The 20,064-nt window shown below is 50.5% G+C and carries 18 protein-coding genes; 11 read left to right on the top strand and 7 right to left on the bottom strand.

All coding sequences use genetic code 11. From position 1 onward, the window contains the following. Nucleotides 1-81 precede the first annotated feature (81 nt). A complete protein-coding gene (locus JOD20_RS13070; protein ID WP_204755680.1) occupies nt 82-1,209 on the top strand; it encodes a patatin-like phospholipase family protein in 1,128 nt (375 codons plus the stop codon). Continuing rightward, on the top strand, nt 1,206-1,691 hold the full coding sequence (gene folK / locus JOD20_RS13065) for a 2-amino-4-hydroxy-6-hydroxymethyldihydropteridine diphosphokinase (protein WP_204755679.1): 486 nt from the start codon (nt 1,206-1,208) through the stop codon (nt 1,689-1,691). Before JOD20_RS13070 ends, folK begins: the two co-directional genes overlap by 4 nt. A gap of 146 nt (nt 1,692-1,837) precedes the next feature. Here folK and JOD20_RS13060 read toward each other — a convergent pair whose 3' ends face one another. Next, a complete protein-coding gene (locus JOD20_RS13060; RefSeq protein ID WP_204755678.1) occupies nt 1,838-3,301 on the bottom strand; it encodes a DNA-3-methyladenine glycosylase 2 family protein in 1,464 nt (487 codons plus the stop codon). 11 nt (nt 3,302-3,312) lie between these two features. Beyond that, nucleotides 3,313-3,849, bottom strand: coding sequence for a methylated-DNA--[protein]-cysteine S-methyltransferase (locus tag JOD20_RS13055; RefSeq protein WP_204755677.1), 537 nt, complete (start codon nt 3,847-3,849; stop codon nt 3,313-3,315). Between the two features lie 296 nt (nt 3,850-4,145). On the opposite strand from JOD20_RS13055, the gene JOD20_RS13050 reads away from it, so the two are divergent. Continuing rightward, on the top strand, nt 4,146-4,796 hold the full coding sequence (locus JOD20_RS13050; protein ID WP_204755676.1) for an NAD-dependent epimerase/dehydratase family protein: 651 nt from the start codon (nt 4,146-4,148) through the stop codon (nt 4,794-4,796). 348 nt (nt 4,797-5,144) lie between these two features. Next, on the top strand, nt 5,145-7,487 hold the full coding sequence (locus JOD20_RS13045) for a pre-peptidase C-terminal domain-containing protein (protein WP_204755675.1): 2,343 nt from the start codon (nt 5,145-5,147) through the stop codon (nt 7,485-7,487). A gap of 75 nt (nt 7,488-7,562) precedes the next feature. Here the strand turns inward: JOD20_RS13045 and JOD20_RS13040 are convergent, their stop codons facing one another. The 4 genes from JOD20_RS13040 to rlmB all read right to left on the bottom strand — a co-directional run bounded on the left by JOD20_RS13040 (nt 7,563) and on the right by rlmB (nt 12,892). Further along, on the bottom strand, nt 7,563-8,624 hold the full coding sequence (locus JOD20_RS13040; RefSeq protein ID WP_204755674.1) for a phosphotransacetylase family protein: 1,062 nt from the start codon (nt 8,622-8,624) through the stop codon (nt 7,563-7,565). Between the two features lie 175 nt (nt 8,625-8,799). Next, the gene (gene acs, locus JOD20_RS13035) at nt 8,800-10,893 is read right to left on the bottom strand and encodes an acetate--CoA ligase alpha subunit (protein ID WP_204755673.1); all 2,094 of its coding nucleotides are present in this window, start codon (nt 10,891-10,893) and stop codon (nt 8,800-8,802) included. Nucleotides 10,894-10,959: 66 nt separating this feature from the next. Beyond that, nucleotides 10,960-11,637 carry a M50 family metallopeptidase gene (locus JOD20_RS13030; RefSeq protein ID WP_204755672.1) on the bottom strand — a complete coding sequence of 226 codons (678 nt, stop codon included), beginning with the start codon at nt 11,635-11,637 and terminating at the stop codon, nt 10,960-10,962. A gap of 514 nt (nt 11,638-12,151) precedes the next feature. Next, complete coding sequence (gene rlmB / locus JOD20_RS13025; RefSeq protein WP_204755671.1) at nt 12,152-12,892, bottom strand: 23S rRNA (guanosine(2251)-2'-O)-methyltransferase RlmB; 741 nt, start codon at nt 12,890-12,892, stop codon at nt 12,152-12,154. 75 nt (nt 12,893-12,967) lie between these two features. Between rlmB and JOD20_RS13020 the strand changes: the two genes are divergently transcribed. Both JOD20_RS13020 and JOD20_RS13015 read left to right on the top strand, forming a co-directional pair. Next, entirely contained in the window at nt 12,968-13,375 is a 408-nt protein-coding gene (locus tag JOD20_RS13020; protein WP_204755670.1) for a sulfite exporter TauE/SafE family protein, read from the top strand. Between the two features lie 161 nt (nt 13,376-13,536). After that, the gene (locus JOD20_RS13015; protein ID WP_204755669.1) at nt 13,537-15,174 is read left to right on the top strand and encodes a GAF domain-containing sensor histidine kinase; all 1,638 of its coding nucleotides are present in this window, start codon (nt 13,537-13,539) and stop codon (nt 15,172-15,174) included. 154 nt (nt 15,175-15,328) lie between these two features. On the opposite strand, the gene JOD20_RS13010 is transcribed toward JOD20_RS13015, so the two are convergent. Then, on the bottom strand, nt 15,329-16,483 hold the full coding sequence (locus JOD20_RS13010) for an acyl-CoA dehydrogenase family protein (protein ID WP_204755695.1): 1,155 nt from the start codon (nt 16,481-16,483) through the stop codon (nt 15,329-15,331). A gap of 184 nt (nt 16,484-16,667) precedes the next feature. Here JOD20_RS13010 and JOD20_RS13005 point away from each other — a divergent pair, with 184 nt between their 5' ends. The 5 genes from JOD20_RS13005 to JOD20_RS12985 all read left to right on the top strand — a co-directional run bounded on the left by JOD20_RS13005 (nt 16,668) and on the right by JOD20_RS12985 (nt 20,063). After that, nucleotides 16,668-17,561 (top strand): hypothetical protein, encoded by an 894-nt coding sequence (locus JOD20_RS13005; RefSeq protein WP_204755668.1) that lies wholly within the window; start codon nt 16,668-16,670, stop codon nt 17,559-17,561. Nucleotides 17,562-17,660: 99 nt separating this feature from the next. Then, nucleotides 17,661-18,251 carry a hypothetical protein gene (locus tag JOD20_RS13000; RefSeq protein ID WP_204755667.1) on the top strand — a complete coding sequence of 197 codons (591 nt, stop codon included), beginning with the start codon at nt 17,661-17,663 and terminating at the stop codon, nt 18,249-18,251. A 10-nt stretch (nt 18,252-18,261) separates the two neighbouring features. Continuing rightward, nucleotides 18,262-18,810, top strand: coding sequence for a hypothetical protein (locus tag JOD20_RS12995; protein ID WP_204755666.1), 549 nt, complete (start codon nt 18,262-18,264; stop codon nt 18,808-18,810). A 66-nt stretch (nt 18,811-18,876) separates the two neighbouring features. Then, complete coding sequence (locus JOD20_RS12990) at nt 18,877-19,467, top strand: hypothetical protein (RefSeq protein WP_204755665.1); 591 nt, start codon at nt 18,877-18,879, stop codon at nt 19,465-19,467. 146 nt (nt 19,468-19,613) lie between these two features. Beyond that, nucleotides 19,614-20,063 (top strand): hypothetical protein, encoded by a 450-nt coding sequence (locus JOD20_RS12985; protein WP_204755664.1) that lies wholly within the window; start codon nt 19,614-19,616, stop codon nt 20,061-20,063. Nucleotide 20,064: the final 1 nt, after the last annotated feature.

The following is a 20,064-nucleotide window of genomic DNA, read 5'->3' as shown; positions in this document are numbered from 1 at the left end:
TTGCAATAACTGACAGATGCAAACGCCTTGCCGAACATTGAGCAATGGTGTATTTGAGTTTTGCCAAGCTGCGAGGGTGCTATGACGAAAAAAGCCTTGGTGCTTTCTGGGGGCGGGGGCCGAGGAGCCTATCACGTTGGCGTAATGCAAGCGCTGGTCGAACGCGGCTGGATGCGCGATGGCCAAGGGCCAGATATTATTGCTGGCACCTCAATTGGTGCAGTGAATGGCGCGGCCCTCGCCTCAGGCATGACCGTGGCCGACCTGCGCCAACGCTGGCTGCATATGCACTCCGAGGATGTGCAACAGCTTTCAAACGATCTGCCGACGATTAGCCGCCCGCTGATGCGCTTTTTGCTACGCTCGATTTTGACCTCTGACGAGCATGGCGGCGATGATCAGATTGAAGCGGAAACGCCTGAGGCTGATCGCAATTTGCATAGCCCCAGCTTTTGGCATAAATTTCGCAGCATTTTTAGCACAACGCCATTCAAAAGTTTGCTCGATACCGCGCCATGGCGACGCACACTCAGCACATGGATGAACTTCGAACGCATTAATAGCCCAGCTGCACCAACCTTGCTGCTGACCGCCACTGATGTGCGACGCGGCACGTTGCGGGTATTTTGCAACCATAAACTCGATGGTCAAACCCAAGATCAGCTCAATATCGAGCATATTATGGCTTCGTCGAGCATTCCGGCGGTTTACCCGTGGACTCAAGTTGGCGATGATATGTATTGGGATGGCGCGGTGTTGGCCAATACGCCGCTTGGCCCAGTCATTGAGCATGCTGGCGGCGATGTAGAAATTATTGTAGTGATGATGACTCCGTGGGATGCCGACCCCAACGATGGCGATCAACATCTCGAAGCCATGCCTAGCGATTTGGCGCAATCGTTGTGGTTGACCCTTGATTGGGCCTTGTTGGCTTCGTATCGCGCATCGTTTAAACTACTCAAAGTTTATAACCAAATTGCCGAAGCGGCCCATCGCCTGACCGCAGCTGCCGAAAAAACTGGCGACCAATCATTGCGCTGGCCGGGCACGATGCCCTATCGCGTGACCGAGCCATTGGTGATTGCGCCGCAAAAACTCATGCCCTTAGAATGGATCGTCGATTATGAGGGCAAAAATCATCAAGCTTTGTTTGAAATGGGCTACCGCGATGCCCTGCGAGCCTTAGATCAACGACAGGGGCCAGTGTGACCACAGTGTATTTAGCGATTGGTAGCAACCAAGGCGAGCGGCTCGCCAACTTGCAAACTGGCTTGACTGCCTTAGCGCCAGCAGTTCAATTAACCAGCTATTCGAGCGTCTACGAAACAGCCGCCGCCTATGTAGAAGATCAACCGCCGTTTTTGAATGCGGTGGTTGCTGGCACGACCGATTTAGCGCCGCATGCGCTGCTCGCCTTGCTCAAACAGATCGAACACGATTGTGGGCGACGGCCAGGCTTGCGCTACGGGCCACGCCCGATTGATCTCGATATTTTGGTGTATGGCGATCAGCAATTGCATAGCGCTGATCTGATCATTCCCCATCCGCGGATGTTCGAGCGCGATTTTGTGCTGCGACCACTGGCTGAAATTGCCCCCAACTTGGTCAGCCCCGAACAACTAGCCCAGGCCAGCCAAGGCAGCGTCTTGGCAATCGCCTACCCAGCCACGCAATTGCGGCCAACAACGTAATGGCATTTTGATCCACGAAGAGCACGAAGGTAATGAATGGCTATAGGCTATAGGCTTGAGGCTATCGGAGATTGCTTGGCAATACCAACACTTGTTCCGATAGCCCATAGCCCATAGCCTCATCCCCTTCGTGGATCAAAACTTCGTTACATTGGCTTCAAGCGCTGCCAGAGATGAAAGGTTGCTAGGCTGCGATAAGGACTGAAGGCGGCCATCAAGGCCAGCGTTGTTGAACGATCAGGCCGTTGCTCAAGCTGAAAAAATGCCTGCAAACTACTGGTCAAGCCACTATCGCCTACCGGCACACAATCGCTAAAGCCAAACGAGCGCATCAGCACATATTGGGCTGTCCATGGGCCGATGCCGCGCAAGGCCAACAGTTCGCGCTCGATCCGCGTGGCCGATTTGCTGCCATAGCTGGCCAAGGGCAGAGTTCCAGCCACAATCGCCTGCGCCGTATCAATTAAGTAGCGCGCCTTGGAATTGGAGAAGCCCAACAGCAATAATTGCTCAACGCTTAGTTCAGCAACGGCGCTTGGCGTTGGCGCAAGGTAAAAATCATTGATTAATGGTTGGCCAACCAGCGCAGTTAGGCGTTGGCGCAAGCGATAAGCTACTGCGAGCGAGATTTGCTGGCCCAAAATCGCCCAAACCAAGGCATCAAACGGATTATGCACCAAGGGCATGCGCAGGCCGCGTTGTTGCTCAATCAAGGGCAAAAGTGCTGGCGCTTTGGCAACGTGGGCCTCGAAGCGACTAGGATCGTTGCGCAAGCCCAAGCCAGCGACGATATGCTGGTGAATTGTGGCATAGTCGCTAGGCGTGAGCGTTGGCTGCTCCACGATTGAACATTCTGCATGCTGCTGGTTGATTGTGACGCTGAGCAAAACCCCAGTTTGCGCATTCAAGCGGCACGTGCTAAGCCACGTCTGATCCTCAACCCGATCAGTTAAGCTGACTGGATCGCGGCCAAGTTGGCCCAAAATTTGACGGCTTGGATAATCGCTTGGCAAGGCGAGGCTAAAATGGCCAGTTTCGGGTATGCGGCGATAATCGCTTGGCGTGAGCAACGTCTGCTTGCGAAAATTTTCGTTGAAGCTCGAAAGGCTATCAAAGCCAACCTCATTGGCAATCGCAATAATCGTTTGGTCGTTCTGCAACAATAAAGCACAGGCAGCCTCAATGCGGGCATGCAGCAGCAAATCTGCTGGCGTGGTGTGATAATAAACCCGCATCAATTCGAATAATTTGGTTTGGCCAACGCCCGCTGCTTGGGCCATAGCCTTAACATCGCTAAACGCAGCAGGTTGGGCCAGCACAGATGCGATCAATTGCTCGATTAAATGTTCTTCAGGGTCGAAGCCGCGATAAAAATCATCAGGCCGACAGAGTTTGCAGGCACGATAGCCCGCCCCTTGCGCCGCATTGGGATTATGAAAAAACTCAACATTCTCGGGCTTGGGCTTGCGCGCACGGCAGCTTGGCAAACAATAGATGCCTGTGGTTTTGACAGCGGTAATAAATTTGCCGTTATAGCTGGCATCCGATTGCAACATATGGGCAACCATTTCGTTGTGGCTTGGAAGTATTGGCTCAATTTCAGTTAACATTTTTGCTGCTTTCAGACTAATTCAAAACTCGTTTGCTTGGGCAGATCTTTAAATTGAGCGCCTTCGTGGCGCAACAACCAGCGTTTGCGTTCCAAGCCGCCAGCATAGCCAGTCAAGCTTTTGTTGGCTCCAATCACGCGGTGGCAGGGCAAAACCAGGCTAATCGGATTCAGGCCGTTGGTCATGCCGATGGCACGGGCAGCGCTGGGCGTGCCAACTTTGGCCGCCAATTGGCCGTAGCTCATGGTTTGGCCAACGCCAATTTCGCGCAGGGTCAACCAAACTTTGCGCTGAAACTCGCTGCCAGCCAGATCGACCTTAATTAGATCAAGCGCCGCCAGATCGCCAGCAAAATAGCGGGCAACTGCTGCGCTCAAATCGCTTTGAGAGGTTGGCATTAATTCAAATGAGCCATAACGTTGGCTCAGCAAGCGTTGGCAGCGGGCTTGATTATCGCCAAAATCGAGATACACCACGCCCTGAGGGCTGCTGATAATGACCACATCGCCAATCGGCGTTGCGACTTGTTCGAGCATTAGTTGTTGCATTGCGACACTCCTGTGGTTATGACCGATTGACTGAATTCAGTATAACGATGGTTGGGGCTTGCGGCTACCGTTTTTCTTCGCACTAATTTTGGCTGTCGTTTGGCAGTAAATCGTGCTAGGCTTAAATAAAGTTTTTGTATTTTCGAAACAATCTGTGGATGGTGATTGATCACCACCCCTCCGCCCCGCCTCAAGGCGGGGAACGCAAGGGGTTTTCATCCCTCTGCACCCCCTAATATTTAGGTTGTGGATTGCTAAGGCTTTTAGGCTTTAGCGTAAAATCAAAGGAACTGCCGATGAAAATAATTATTTTTGGGGCAACTGGTATGGTTGGCCAAGGGCTGTTGCGCGAGAGTTTGTTGAATCCGGCGGTTGAACAAGTGTTGTGTGTTGGTCGCACGCCGACTGGCCAAAGCCACCCCAAGCTTGGCGAAATTGTGCATTGCAATCTCTATGATTTAGCCTCGATTGAACATGAATTAGTTGGCTATGATGCCTGTTTGTTTTGCCTCGGAGTTTCGGCGGCAGGCATGACTGAGGCAGCCTATCGTTCAATTACCTACGATTTAACGATGCACGTAGCTCAAACCTTGGCCCGACTCAATCCACAATCGCGTTTTTTGTATGTTTCTGGCTCTGGAACCAATCCCAATTCGCGCACAATGTGGGCACGAATCAAAGGCCAAACCGAGCAAGCCTTGTTGGCATTGCCATTTGAGGCTTTTATGCTACACCCGGGCTTTATTCAACCACAACATGGCGTGGTTTCAAAAACGCGGCTCTATCGGTTGCTCTATCGATTGATTGGCCCATTGTATCCTGTATTGAAACGATTTATGCCCCAATATGTGACCACGACTGATCAATTGGCCCAAGCCATGCTGCGCGTGGCCCAAAACGGTGCGCCTCAGCCAATTCTCGAAAACAACATGATTAACCAGTTGTAAGTGAGATCCCCTCACCCCCCAGCCCCCTCTCCCACTGAATGCGGGCGAGGGGGAGCCGACCATTTTTCGCCAAGGAATTGGGAGAGAACCAGCGCGTTAAAGCCCCTCGCCCGTTGGACGGGAGAGGGGTTGGGGTGAGGGAATCCATTGTTCACCGACGCATTACGCAAGAACCAGCGGTTTAAAGCTCCTCGCCCGTTGGACGGGAGAGGGGTTGGGGTGAGGGAACCTTTAAACGCTTGCCCCAAAATCAATATTTGACGTTATAATGGGCCAGAATAGCAATGCTGCTCTTTTTAACCCTATGTCTTTCAATTAATCACCTGCCTTGAAGCGGAGAAGTTGCCTATGAAACGGATGCGTTTATTGATGTTTGTGGTGCTCGCTGGCCTATTAACGCCGCTTGGCGTGTGGGCGCGGCCTGTCACGCCGCCCCAAGTTCAGCCCCAAGCACCAAATGCTCCTAGTTTTTTTATCGATCCAAGCATTGTTGATCAGGATGCGGTTGCAGGACAAACTCTTCAACTTATTTTTACTGTCCGTAATAGCTCAACCGCACCTGATAATACCACGCAAGAAACCTATACTTATTTACAACCAAATACACCTGGAGGCTGGACGATAACATTTAATCCAGCAAACTCCCCATTACCAGGTATTACTTCGGGTGAATCCACAAGTTTTGTTGCTAATATTCAGATACCAGCAACAGCTAGAGGTTTATTTACATTCAATATTCAAGCACGAGCTACAGTTTCAAATATTATTCGTTCTGCTGATATACGGCTTAATGTCGTAGCTCCAACCGCAACTCCAACTCGCACTAATACACCCACTCCTTCAACGCCGACTGCCACGACGACTGGTACGCCAGGGCGAGTGTGTAACGGTAGCGGTGGCACGCTCAACGATAAATTCGAGCCAGATAACACCCGTAGCCAAGCGCGCCGAATTGAAGTCGATGTGCCACAAATTCATGCAATTTGTCCGGTTGGCGACGAAGACTGGCTTTTGTTTGGCGGTTTAGAGGGCAAAGTCTACACCATCGATGTCTCGCAAATGACCGATGGCCTTGACCTTTCGTTGACGCTTTACGATAGCAATGGCAATCAATTGGCCTTCAACGACGACTTTCCACGCAACAACGATCCCAGCGACATCAAACCACGGATTCAATCGTGGCGCGCGCCAGCCAACGGCCAATACTATATCAAAGTGCGCGATTCCGCCGGACGCGGCTTTGTGGACGCGCTCTACACGGTGGTGCTCAACAGCGAGAGCTACGGCCCTACGCCAACGCTCATCCCCGAAATCTGTGAAGATTTGTATGAGCCAGATGGTTTGCCGGAAATCGCGCCCTTGATTGTGGTTGGCGAAGTGCATCCCAACCATCGTTTGTGCCCACGCGGCGATGCAGATTGGGTCAAATTCTTCGGCAAATCGGGCAAAATCTATTCGCTGTTTACCTCGGATCTCAGCGTTGGTGCCGATACGGTGATGGTGCTGGCTGATCGTGATGGCACGACGATTATCGATTTCAACGACGATTATGAATCGGGCTTAGATTCGCGGATCGATTTCGCGCCAGTCGTCGATGGCTTCTACTTTGTGCAAGTCAAGAACGTGGGCGATGTTGGCAATCAATTTATCGATTACACCTTGACCTTCCAAATCAAGAGCAACGCCAACCAAGGCCAGCCAACGATGCAGCCAACCGCAACCTTTGATGATGGCGAAATTACGCCAACCCTCGATGAGGATGATCTGACTCCAACCTTCGATGATGAGCGCACGCCGACGACAACTGGCACGGTAACGGGCACGCCAACCCGTACGCCAACCTCGGCCTATCCAACGCCAACCAATTTTTCGGGCAACAAATTGCCAAACTTCGATACCCGCAGCAATGGCAAATTTGCCGATCCAGCCTTCAACAAAGTTTGGACGCACGCCGATTCGCCAGTGGCCAGCGGCCAAGCTGTGCGCTCGTGGTTGTGGGGGCCAAACAGCGGCCAAGCTCGCGCCGAAGTCTACGATCAATCGCCTGGTGGTTTGCGCCAAGTACAATATTTCGATAAATCGCGGATGGAAATTAGCGATTTCGAGAGCGACCGCCAAAGCCAATGGTTTGTGACCAACGGGTTGTTGGCCAAGGAATTGATCCAAGGCCAAATTCAAATTGGCGATAGCAATTATGTGCAGCGCACCCCAGCCCAAATTAATATTGCTGGCGACTTAGGCGATGCTTCGGCTCCAACCTATGCGAGCTTTAGCAATTTGCTTGGCGCAACCAGCAATCGCACTGGCCAATTCGCCGATCAACAATTAGCCCGTAGCGGCAAAGTTAGTGCCTATGCTGGCAACCTCAACGATGCTGCCAAATTGGTGCATTACGTGCCCGAAACTGGCCACAACATTCCCAACGCCTTCTGGAATTTTGTCAATCGCCAAGGCTTGGTCAATCAAAACGGCAAAGTCCAAGAAGGCCAAGTGATGGATTGGGTCTTTGCCTTGGGCTACCCGATCAGCGAAGCCTACTGGGCCAAAGTCTATGTTGGCGGCGTTGAGCAAACTGTGTTGGTACAGGCGTTTGAGCGCCGCGTGCTGACCTACACGCCTAGCAATCCCGCCGATTGGCAAGTAGAAATGGGCAACGTCGGCCAACACTACGAACAATGGCGCTACCGCTAGGCTCAATCTTTTGCTTCAAGGCTAAAAAGCAAACCCCCGTGTTCAACATAGAACACGGGGGTTTTGTTGCGCAAACTACAAGCCCAAAATCGCATCCAAGCGTGGCCAATCGCAGCGCTCGGCCATCAGTTTGGTGAAACGTTCGAGTTTGGTGCGTTCGTGCAAGCGCACATGGCCAAACATGTTTTCAATCCGTTCAACCGCAGTCAAAGTATCATCAGCAATCGTGATGATCGGCACGTTGCGTTGTTCAGCGCGATCAATCACCGATTGCTGCGGGCGGAAGTTGCCAGTCAAGACCAAGGCATTGGTTGAGGTTTCCAAGGCTGCCAGTTGCAAATCGGTGCGGTCACCACCTGTGATCACTGCTTTGTTGGCGCGGCGGCGGAAGTGCGATAAACCTGCCTCTGCGCCCATCGCCCCAATCATCAACGACTCGACGATTTTGCCTTGACCATACTCAGCACCAATCACGCTGCCGCCAAGCTCGCTAACCAAATCCTCAACTGGAATCCCAGAGAGCGCAATATCTTGCGGCAACAAGCCCAGCACCGCAATCCCACGTTGCTCAAGGAATGGCACGACGTGCGATTGGACAAAATCGAGCCGAGTTTCCTCGATTTGGTTGAGAATAACGCCCTTGAGCCGTTTGCCAACGAAGCGTTGCACCGACAAAATCGCATCGACGGTCAGGGTGGTGCGATAGCGCGAAACCAACACCATCGGCGCGTCGATTAAATCGGCCACCCGATCGGCGCTGAGATCGACCAACGAGCCTTCGGCCCAGCTATTAGTGCCTTCAACAATTGTTACTTGATGATTATTGCTGATGCTTTGAAATGCCTGTTGCACCGCACCAGCCCAATCGTGCTGCTCGCCGCGCAAAATGCTTTCGATGGTGGTGCGGCGCAAAAGCACTGGCGCAATTTGCTCCAACGGCTCGCTCAGGCCAAAGCTCTCGCGAATAAAAGCAGCATCTTCGTCAAACGCGCCTTCTGGGGTATGGGTTACCGAAACACTGACTGGCTTCATATAGCCAGCATCAATCTGGCGATCCTTGAGTTGGCGCAGCAAGGCAGCACAAACTGCACTCTTGCCAACATATGATTCTGTTGATGCAACATACAGCGTTGCCATAGCGAAACTCCTTTATCAAAAGGATGAAGGATGAATTATGAGGGATGAAAAACTCATCCTTTCCATCGAGCATTTATCAAATAATGCGAGATTAGGGATGAAGATAGCTTGGATCATCCATCGATGATCGATTCTTGCGCTTCATAATTCATCCTTCATCCCTCATCCTTTCAATCTATCCTTGCAGAATAATGCGGGCATCGAGCACGATTACGCCTTCGCCACGGTTGTAGACAACCAACGGATTAATATCCATTTCGACGATTTCGGGGAAGTCGCTGACTAATTGGCTGACCCGCAACACAATATCTTCGACGGCTTCCAAATCGGCGGTTTGCTCGCCCCGCACGCCCTGCAACAATGGGAACGAACGAATTGCCCGCAGTTGTTCGCGCACTTCTTCGCGGCTCAATGGCGCAAGTCGAAACACCACATCTTTGAGCACTTCGACATAAATGCCGCCCATGCCCACGCCAATTAATGCCCCAAACTGCGGATCACGGCTGACCCCAACCAGCACTTCGCGGCCTTTACGCGCCATTTCCTGCACCAACACCCCCCAAATTCGGGCGTTGGGGCTGAATTTACGCGCACGATAGGCGATTAACTCGTAGCTATCGCTGGCTGCTTGGGGGTCGGCAATGCCCACGCGCACGCCGCCAATATCGCTTTTGTGCAGAATATCGGGCGAGCTAATTTTCATCACCACCGGAAACCCAATTTCCTTGGCGATTTCGGCGGCTTCTTCAGGCGAACGGGCCAGCCGACTATCGGGCAAGCGCATGCCATAGGCCGCCATCACTTCGCGGGCCTCAATTTCGCCAAGCTCAACTCGCCCAGCCTCGCGCACTTGGGCAAACAAATCGCGCACATGGTCTTTATCGACATCAAAACGGGCATAGGTCAGGGCTGGTTGTTCGCGCCAGCGCCGATGTTGCCACATTGCAGCCAAGGCGGCCACGGCCCGTTCGGGAAATTCGTAGTTGGGAATTTTATGTTGATTGAGCAATTTGAGCGCTGGCTTGATGCTATATGCACCCATAAAGCTCGCCACAATCGGCTTGCTTTGGTTGGCTGAAAGCTCGGCCATGGCTTCGACCGTGGCTTCGGCTTCGCTGCCAGCTTGCGGCGTGAACAAAACCAACACCGCATCAACATTGGGGTCGGCCAAGGCCATTTCAATCCCTGTCCGATAGCGATCAGCTTTAGCATCGCCAATCACGTCGATGGGGTTGTAGACATTGGCGGTTGGCGGTAAGTTGGCTTGCAAGTGGCTGATGGTTGCGGGGGTAAATTCGGCCATTTGCAAACCATCGCGCTCAATCGCATCGGTGGCGATAATGCCCGGGCCGCCAGCGTTGGTAACAATTGCCACCCGTGGGCCTGCTAGCAAGGGTTGATAGGCAAAGACTAAAGCAAAATCAAACAATTGCTCCATCGTGCGCGCCCGCACAATCCCACTTTGGCCAAAGGCCGATTCGTAGGCGCTTTCGCTACCTGCCAACGAGCCAGTGTGCGAGGAAATTGCCCGCGTGCCAGCAGCCGTCGTGCCGCTTTTGATCGCGATCACTGGCGTGCGTTTGGTCACTTCACGGGCGGCCTGAATAAAGCCCGGGCCATCGGAAATACCTTCCAGATAGGCCAAAATGACTTTATTCTGTGGGTCGTTGCCCCAGGCCTGCAACAGCGCCACTTCATCAACATCGGATTTATTGCCAAGGCTGACGAAGCGCGAAAAGCCAATATTCGCCTCTTTGCTCCAATCGAGGATGGCGGTACAAACCGCGCCCGACTGCGACATAAAGGCAATTTCGCCATCAGCGGGCATTAATGCTGCAAACGAAGCATTCAAATGGCTGACGGTATCAATCACACCAAGACAATTGGGGCCGACCATGCGCATGCCGTAGCGTTGCACAATCTCTACCAATTGGTGTTCAAGCTTCACCCCTTCACCGCCTACTTCCTTGAAACCTGCGGTGATTACGACTAAACCGCGCACGCCTTTTTGGCCGCACTCTTCGGCGACGTTAAGCACATGCTGCGGTGGAATAACTAAAACTGCCAATTCAACTTCATCGGGAACAGCAGCGACCGACGGGTAGGCCGTTTGGCCTAAAACTGCTTTGGCGGTGGGATGAATCGGGTAGATTCGCCCTTGAAAGCCATTATCAATAACATTTTTGAGGACACGGTGACCAAGACGTGATGGATCGGGAGATGCTCCCACCACAGCCACCGATTGCGGAGCGAAAATCTCCTCCAGCATAGCGATTGCCTCCGGGTTACTTCGATCACCCCTAGAGCATATCACATCTGGCGCGGCTTGAATGGGCTAAATGTCACGGAAGTAGGCAAATCGGATGGCTTGCCACAAAATTAATAGCGCGATGCCGCTCCAAACCAAGGCCCATAAAATCGCTGGCACGCCCGTCGCTTGCTGCATAATTAAGGCATCACTGGTTACGTGGCGGCGGTAGGATGAGAGCCGCAGCAAATCCCATAAGCTATCGAGCGCATTTAAGATGGTCTGCACACCCAAAATCAGCAACAGCCATTCATTCAAATGCAAAGCCAATTTGTAACTGGCAGCAATAAACGCACCTGCTAGCAGCACGCCCACCAAAATGCCAAATAGATTGCGCACAAACAAGCCACACAGCACAAACAGCGCAATCCCAATAATTAATGTCACCCGATTGGCGCTAATGCCACGCGCCGACAGAATTAGCAAGGCTCCGCCAACCAAAGCACTGCTCAAATAGCCTGCGCTAGCTACAATCCAGCGAATGCCGCCAGCTGTCCAAGCCACGCCCTCGCCATTCGCATACACCTCGAAACGATCGAATTTGCCGCCAGTCAGCAGGGTGGCAAAGCCATGGCCAAGCTCATGCACAAACGTATTGAACAGCTCAAACGGATACACCAGCCAATGCAGCACTGGCAACCGCGCGATGATCGTTGATGTTACCGCGATGGCAATCGCGATCCAGAGTTCGTTGTTGCGTAGCATGGGGTTCTCCACGGGCGATATTTAGGCTATGGGCTAAAGGCTTTTGGCTTTTGATTTTTGATCCACGAAGGATGAGGCTATAGGCTATAGGCTTTTGGCTAGCGGATACACGACCACTGGAATCCAAATCTTCCGCTAGCCCATAGCTGTACTGGTTCATCAGGTTAACTACGGCCTGATCCCCTCACCCCAACCCCTCTCCCATCCAATGGGCGAGGGGCTTTAACCGCATGGTTCTGCCGCAATACGTGGTAAAAAGGGTCTGCTCCCCCTCGCCCGCGTTCAGTGGGAGAGGGGGTTGGGGGTGAGGGCATGTTCTTGATTGCCAATCCAATGAACCATTACACATAGCCTATAGCCATTAATTCTCTGCGCCGCTGCGTTAAACATCGATAGGTAATGGGCTACAGGCTTTTGGCTATAGGATGCACAATTGTGAGAATCCAAGAAAATGTTCCGCTAGCCAAGAGCCTATAGCCAAATTTCCTATGTTCTATGCTCTATGTTCTATGTTCTACTGTGCCCTCACTCGCCAAGCGTGATAAAGAATAATCGAGCCAGCGGTGGCAGCATTGAGCGAGGCAACTTTGCCGCGCATTGGCAAACGCAACAACAAATCGCAACGCTCGCGGGTTAGGCGAGCCAAGCCTGGGCCTTCCGCGCCAATCACCAAGGCCAAAGCGCCGCGCAAATTCGCTCGATCAAAATCGACCGCCCGCTCATCGTCCTCAACGCCAGCGACCCAAATATTGTATTCTTGCAGGTGCTTGATGGTTTGGGAAATATTGGTAATTTGGGCCACATACAAATGCTCAACCGCCCCAGCCGAGGCGTTAATCACTGCTGGCGTAATGCTGGCTGAACGCCGATCGGGAAAAATAATGCCATGCGCGCCGACAATTTCGGCGGTACGCATCAGCGTGCCAATATTTTGCGGGTCTTGCAAGTGGTCAAAAATTAAAATCAGCGGTTGCTCGCCACGCTCACGGGCTAGCTCGATAATATCATCAACCTCAACATACGGATACGGCCCACATTCAAGCGCAATGCCCTGATGATTCGCGCCAGCAGTGCGTTTATCAAGCTCGCCGCGCTGCACTTTGGCAACTTGAATCCGCCGTTCGCGAGCCACCACATTAATCGCCTGCATCGATTCGCCTTCTTTGATGCCATCGGCAACTAGCAAACGGCCCAATTTGCGGCGATTGGCGCGCAACGCCTCTAAAACTGCATTTCGTCCATATAATAATTCCAAAGTAGATTCCTATTCGGTGCTAAGTTAGTCGTCGGTTTGCGCTATTATAGCGTCAAGCTGTCAATGGAGGAATCAATGGATCAGCAACCAAAGGAGCAAAAGCGCGTGATTACCTTAAGCGTTGGCATGATTATCAATCTGCTACTAATTGGCTTGGTCGCTGGCGTGGCTGGCGGAATGTTCGGGATTGGCGGCGGCGCAATTATGGTTCCGGCCATGGTCTTGTTGCTGGCGCTCGATCAGAAATTTGCCACTGGCACCTCAATTGGCGCACAGATCTTGCCTGTTGGCTTGCTAGGCGCGTTTGTTTACTATAAAGAAGGCAATTTGGATTGGCGAGCATCGATCATTATTGCCATTGGCTTGTTGCTCGGAACCTATTTTGGGGCCAAAATTGCTGCGCCAATTTCATCAGCAACCATGAAAAAGTTCTATGGGGCGTTCCTATTTATCATCGGTGCGCGCTATCTGTTTTGGAAATAAGGCTTGGGTTGCGCACTTGAGCATCCACAGTTAATCAACATAACGATTAGTTGATTGAGTTTGGGTTGCTCACAATTGCTAATCCAAATCATAGATGCTCAAGGCTTGACGCTGTTGCACGGCTAGGGTAGATTGAGTTGATACTGCAAGGAGGCTCGCTAATGCCATCAATAACTCTCGATGCTCAACGCTGGCAAACATTTAGTCAGTTGCTCACCGCAACGGCCTACCAAAATCCGCAAGCATTGCTTGAATCGTTTTTGCAACGCTTAATTGAATTTTGGCCTGCCCAAGCGGGCGCATTGCTCTATATCGATCCGATGAATGCGCCGTTTTCGTTGGAGCATGGCGCATTGCCTGCCGATGGCTATGAGATGATTGAACAGGCTCGATCGGTGTTTGAGCGCACCACTGGCGGCGAGCAGGATTTAGGGGTCTATGGGATTAACGATGAGCTAGCCTTGGTCGAATTAACCTTGCGTTCTGGCGATGCAGAGGTTGGCCTGTTGCACTTAATTGTCTCAGCCGACCGCGTATCACCAGAAAACGAGGGCGAATTGGCGCTGCTTTTGGTCGGCGTTGCTGGCGGAGCCGCCGATCGCGTAGCCTTGCTCAACACCACCCGCAGCGAGCTTGATGAGATGAATTTGCTCTATCAAGTGAGCCAATCGATTGCCAGCGACATCGATTTGCGCAGCCTCTTGCGCACAATTATTGAAAAAGTAACCCAAATTGTCGATAGCGAAAGCGCCTCGTTGCTGTTGGTTGATGACGTGCATCAAGAGCTATATTTTGAAACGCCATCGAGCAACAACCAAGAATTACGCTCCTATCGCATGCCCATCGACCAAGGCTTTGCTGGCTGGGTTGTGACCCACGGCCAAGGCTTGATCGTCGATGATCCGCAGAACGATGCGCGCTTTTATCGCCAAGTCGATAGCGATATTTCCCACCAAACCCGCAATATTCTGACTGTGCCAGTTCGTTCGCGCGAGCGCACCGTCGGCGTGATTCAGGCCGTCAACAAGCGCAATGGCCCGTTTACCGAGCACGATTTGCGCACGCTTTCGATGCTGGCCAACCAAGCGGCAATCTCGATTGAAAACGCCAATCTCTACACCAAACTCAAAGAAGAACGCGATCGCTTGATTCGCAAAGAAGAAGAAGTGCGCCACCAAATCAACCGCGATTTGCACGATGGCCCAACTCAATCGATCGCAGCGATTTCGATGAATATTGAGTTCATCAAAAAATTGATGCACGCAATGCCTGAGCGGGTTGAAGATGAGCTGAATTCGTTAGCCTCGTTGGTCAAAAAAACCTATCAAGAGTTGCGCACCCTGTTGTTTGAGCTACGCCCGCTGGGCCTCGAAACCCAAGGTCTGATTGCAACCTTGCACGAATATGCCAGCAAGTTCCGCGATCCTTCGGGCATGCAAGTGCGGTTTACGCCAGGCAATTTCATTGGCCGCTTGGCTCCACAAACCGCCGCCGCAACCTTTATGATCATTCAAGAAGCGGTGAATAATGCCCGCAAGCATGCCAAAGCCTCGATGGTCTGGATCGAGCTGTTTCAAGATAGCGAGCGCAACATGCTGACCGCAGTTGTGCGCGATAGTGGCATCGGCTTTGATCTGCAAAGCATCACAACCTCGTATGAAGAACGTGGCTCGTTTGGATTATTGAATATGGGCGAGCGGGCAACCCTCGCTGGCGGCTCGTTTGAAATTCGTTCATCTGCTGGCGAAGGCACCCAAATCATCATTCGTGTGCCAATGTTGGTCGAACAACAAGATTGATAGGTGTTCCCTCACCCCCCAACCCCCTCTCCCACGAAAACACGGGCGAGGGGGAGCATCGTTTTTACCGACGCATTGCGCAAGAACCACGGTTTAAAGCCCCTCGCCCGCACACGGGAGAGGGGTTGGGGTGAGGGTATATTCCTCCGCTCAATTACCGACGCTTGCCGATCATCCCAGCATATTTGGCAATAATCCCCAACATAATTTCATCAGCACCGCCCCCGATTGAGAGCAAGCGCGAATCGCGAAAATAGCGCGCCAGCGGATATTCCTCAACATAGCCCATACCGCCGTGGAACTGCAAGCAACTATCGGCCACTTCGCGCACCAAACGCCCAGCCTTGAGTTTGGCCATCGAAACTTCTTTGGTAATGTCGTGACCTGCAATCAACAAACGGGTGCAATGATAATTAAGCTGGCGCAGGGCTTCAATCTCGCTCAACAACTCGGCTAAGCGAAAATGAATATATTGGTTTTCAATTAGGGCTTTGCCAAAGGTCTGGCGCTCGCGGCAATAATTAATCGTCATTGCAACGATTTTCTCCATACCTGCAACCGCCGAAACCGAGCCAATTAGGCGCTCTTTTTGAAATTGCTGCATTTGCAGCCCAAAGCCTTGGCCTTCTTCACCAATCCGATTGGCAATCGGCACACGCAGATCATCGAAGGCTAACAGGGCGGTGTCGCTGGAATGATTGCCCAATTTTTCTAACTTTTTCGAGACATGAAAGCCTGGCGTGTTGGTTGGCACAATAATCAACGACATACCTTTGAAACCTGCTTCATCGCTGGTGCGCGCCAACAAGGTAATAAAATCGGCTTGGGTGCCATTGGTAATCCACATTTTGCTGCCGTTGATCACATATTCGTCACCATCACGCACAGCGCGGGTGCGAATCGACGCGACATCGGAGCCAGCATCAGGCTCGGAGATGGCAACGGCGGCGATCAATTCGCCGCGAATCGCGGGAGCCAAAAAGCGTTGGCGCAACTCGTCGCTGCCAAATTCGGCCAAGGCTGGGGTGGCCATATCGGTATGCACCAAGATGGCCATTGGCACACCGCCACAATCGGCGCGGCCAACTTCCTCGGCCAAAACCACGTTATACCAATAATCGAGGCCAGCCCCGCCATAGGCTTCGGGGTACGAAACGCCCAACGCACCCAATTCGCCTAATTTTTTGAAGAGTGCATGGCCTGGAAAACAGCGTTCATGCTCCCATTGCTCAACAAATGGGTTGATTTCACGTTCGACAAAACGGCGGATGGTTTGGCGAAACATTTCATGATCAGAGTTAAAATACAGCGACATCACAGCCTCCTTGCTAGGGCATCGCAATCGTAGCCCGATTGTAGCATAGCCCTTGGCTGGCTGAGCGCTTGGTCGGTTGCGTAACTGATAGTCTTCGCTTGAATCTGTGCTAGAGTGAAGATTGTCAGTATTTTTGGCTGGCAGCTATAACCAATTAATCCGTATGAGGAGCACAAGTATGCAGCGTTGGTGGCGTGTTTTATATGGTGTGATTATTTTTGGCTTGGTGGGCTGTGGCGCAGCAACTCCAACCGCAACCCCTGTGACAAAAAGCCGCGTCCAAGCAGTGTTGGCGGCCTCCAATTTGGTGGTCGGCCCCAATCGCTTGCCAATTGGCTTGATCGTCGATGGCTCGCCAATCAACGATCCCAAAGTGCAGGTAAAATTGCGCTTGTACTATCTTGATGGCACCGATGCTGAGAAAACCCAAGTTGCAGGCGAAGGCAGCGCCGAATATTTTGGCCAAGGCTTGCCAGCAGGCATTTATGTAACTTACCCCGATTTTAAAAAGGCAGGCGATTGGGGCGTTGAGGTCGAGGCAACCTTGCCAGGCCAAACCCCAACCGTTAGCACCTTGCGGCTTTCAGTGCTCGCCCAAGATCCAACGCCGGCGCTTGGCAGCAAAGCGATTGCGGTCGATACTCCAACCGTGAAAACCAACCCCGATCTCAGCCAAATTAGCTCTGATCCCAAGCCAAACCCAGCCTTATATCAATTGAGTGTTGCCGATGCGATTAAGAGCGGCAAACCAACCGCTATCTTGTTTGGCACACCAGGCTTTTGCAAAACCGCTACCTGTGGGCCAAGCGTCACGGTTTTGGGCAGTTTGCAAAAAACCTATGGCGATAAAATGAACTTCATCCACGTTGAAGTTTATAAATTCCCATTTAGCGAATCAGTCCAAGCTAATCCGCCGTTGTTGGTGCCAGCAATGAGCGAATGGCGCTTGCAAAGCGAGCCATGGTTGTTTTTGCTGGGCAAAGATGGCACGATCGTCAACAAATATGAAGGTGGAATTACCACTGAAGAGCTTGGCCCTATGATCGATACTATTCTAAGCCAAGGCATTTAACCGCAACCGCGCAGCAGCAGCCAACCCGGTTGCTGCTGCAACCTTGGTTTCTGGATACCGTAAAGAGTAGCGATTCTGTTGAGTACCGAGAGAGAACTTATGCAATCAGCACCGTTCAAACAACGCTTACGCCCACCCTATCATCGCCTCCAAGTTGGATTGGTAGTTATCTCTCTGTCCCTGTTCATCCTTATAGTCGCAACAACAGGTTATCCAACAAGTAATTGGACTACTAGCTTGAATATGATCATCTATCCAATTATCTTTATTCAGTTTTTAGTCAATAGCATTTCGTATCTCGATATTAGTGCCAGAGGCTTGGTGATGCGCAGGGGCTGGCAATACTTTGCAATTAATTGGGAGCAAGTCGAAGCATTCGGTGTCGGTGTCGTTGGTAAACGCATCAATCTCCCGTATATCGTCTTATACGAGCCGATTAAAGGCTTACCAAGCGTTAAAATCAAAGAACTAACCCCAGAACAACAGCAACGAACATTAACCTTGGAAGGCTGGGCCAATTCAGAGATAATCGCCAAAGCTTTGCATGCAAGCCTGAATGCGACTAATCAACAATTGCAGGTCATTCCAGATTTCTCAAAAAGTCTGCAAATGTTTCATTCATATCAAAATTTTTATCGCTACTTGTTACTTATCGGTATATCGATTTTTGTCTATTTAATCTTGAAATAGGAGCACGAAATTGAATTCAGCTACATTTAAAGTCAACAATTATCGAATAATTATCGCCATCGGCTTGGTTAAAATATTAATGCTTATTATGTTAATCTATAGTAATTTCGATCTGAATTGGATCTTTACGCTGCTCATTCTCGTCAGTTTGCCTAGCACAATCTATGAGTTAAGCATCAAATTAATTGTTGATCAGGATGGTCTGATTATTCGGCGCTTATTGCGTGACGATCTGCGCATTACGTGGGATGACATCCTTGAGCAACACTATTTCAACCTTGGTCAGCGTGAGATCCGCTATCTTCTCTTGCGCAAATCCATACCCTCAATTAGGCCAATTTTTATACCCAAGGAATTTCGGGCCAATATTTTTATTCTTGAGGCTTGGGAGCAACCAACCCGCTTGTTAACATTAATTGAGCCACATTTGCCAGCCAAAAGCCCAGCTGATCAGTTGTTTGTGCCATTTACAGTTGAGAACAATTTGCGCAAAGCCTTACCATTGCTCATTCCGCTAGCCATTGCAATCGCACTGTTCATCTTAAATACATTTCGCTAAAGCTTGTAACTTTGAAAGATCTACCTACGTAATGGCTAGCGATTGATTTGAACAATGAGAGACAGCATGCTAGCAGCAAACGATTCGATTAAATCATCCGAACTAAATTTTCGCTCGGCTTATCGCCTCTATGGCATAACCTATTTGGCGATCGTCCTATTTTTGATTTATACAATTGCTCAGTCTTTTGAATTTTCGGGATTAAGAGTCATATGGATATTTCTTTCCATCGCGCTGCCAAGTCTCGTTCAAGCAACCGCATTATTGCGCATTAGCGATAAAGGTTTATTGATTCGACGCGGCTGGCAGCGAGCTTTTATTCCTTGGAATGCAATCGAATCAGTAGGGATTGCCAATGGGAAACTCTTCACCTTGATTCCCTTTATCGTATTGCGTGAGCCGATTGCTAAGTTTCCAAAAGTTAAGCTGATGGAAGTAAAACCTGAGCAACAACACCGTACCATTACCCTTGAAGGTTGGAATAAACAGCAACAATTGTTTGAAGCAATCTATCATCGAGTATATAAAAATCACGATTCATATCATGTCATTCCAGAGATTAAAAAATATCCAAAAAGCTTTATGTATTACGATAAAATCAATTTTTATATTATTATCATAAATTTAACAGCTCTACTGATTATCGGTTCAATCTAAGATCAGATTCAATATTATAAAAAGGAATTTTTATGGAAGAGCATGTATTCAAATTAGCAAAGTATAAAACAAAGCTGTTTGTTTTGATAGTTGCGATTATCTTACTGGGAATTTGGCTAGCAACAAATATTTATAGCAGTCTATTTGTGCTTATCTCATGTATTATTCTCATCCTAAGCCAAATTAATGGCTTAACGACGCGATTACTAATTGATCAAGATGGCTTGGTTATTCGGCGCATCTTCCGCCAACCGATTCAAATTGAGTGGGCCGATATTATTGGGCAGCAGCAGGTTAAGCTTGGCACGCGAGAAGTGCAATATCTCGTCTTACGCAAACCAATTCCGCTTGTCGAACCATTAGAGTATGTCGATGTACCAAAAGCCAACCAAGCAACAACCTTAATTCTTAATCTATGGGATCAAGCAAGCAAAGTCCAAGAATTAATCAAGCAGCAGCTACCATCCCAAAACTCGGAGAATCAGCTGTTTGTGCCATTTAGCAGCACCCGTCAAACTGCGACCACCAAGCTTGCCCTCATTGTTATGCTTGTTAGTCTTATTGTAGCAACATTAACAATTATATTCTTGTTTTAAG

This window comes from Herpetosiphon giganteus, from assembly GCF_016907925.1.
Taxonomy (GTDB): Bacteria; Chloroflexota; Chloroflexia; order Chloroflexales; family Herpetosiphonaceae; genus Herpetosiphon; species Herpetosiphon giganteus.
The sequence above is the reverse complement of the archived record's forward strand: the minus strand, read 5'-3'. Positions and strand labels throughout refer to the sequence as shown.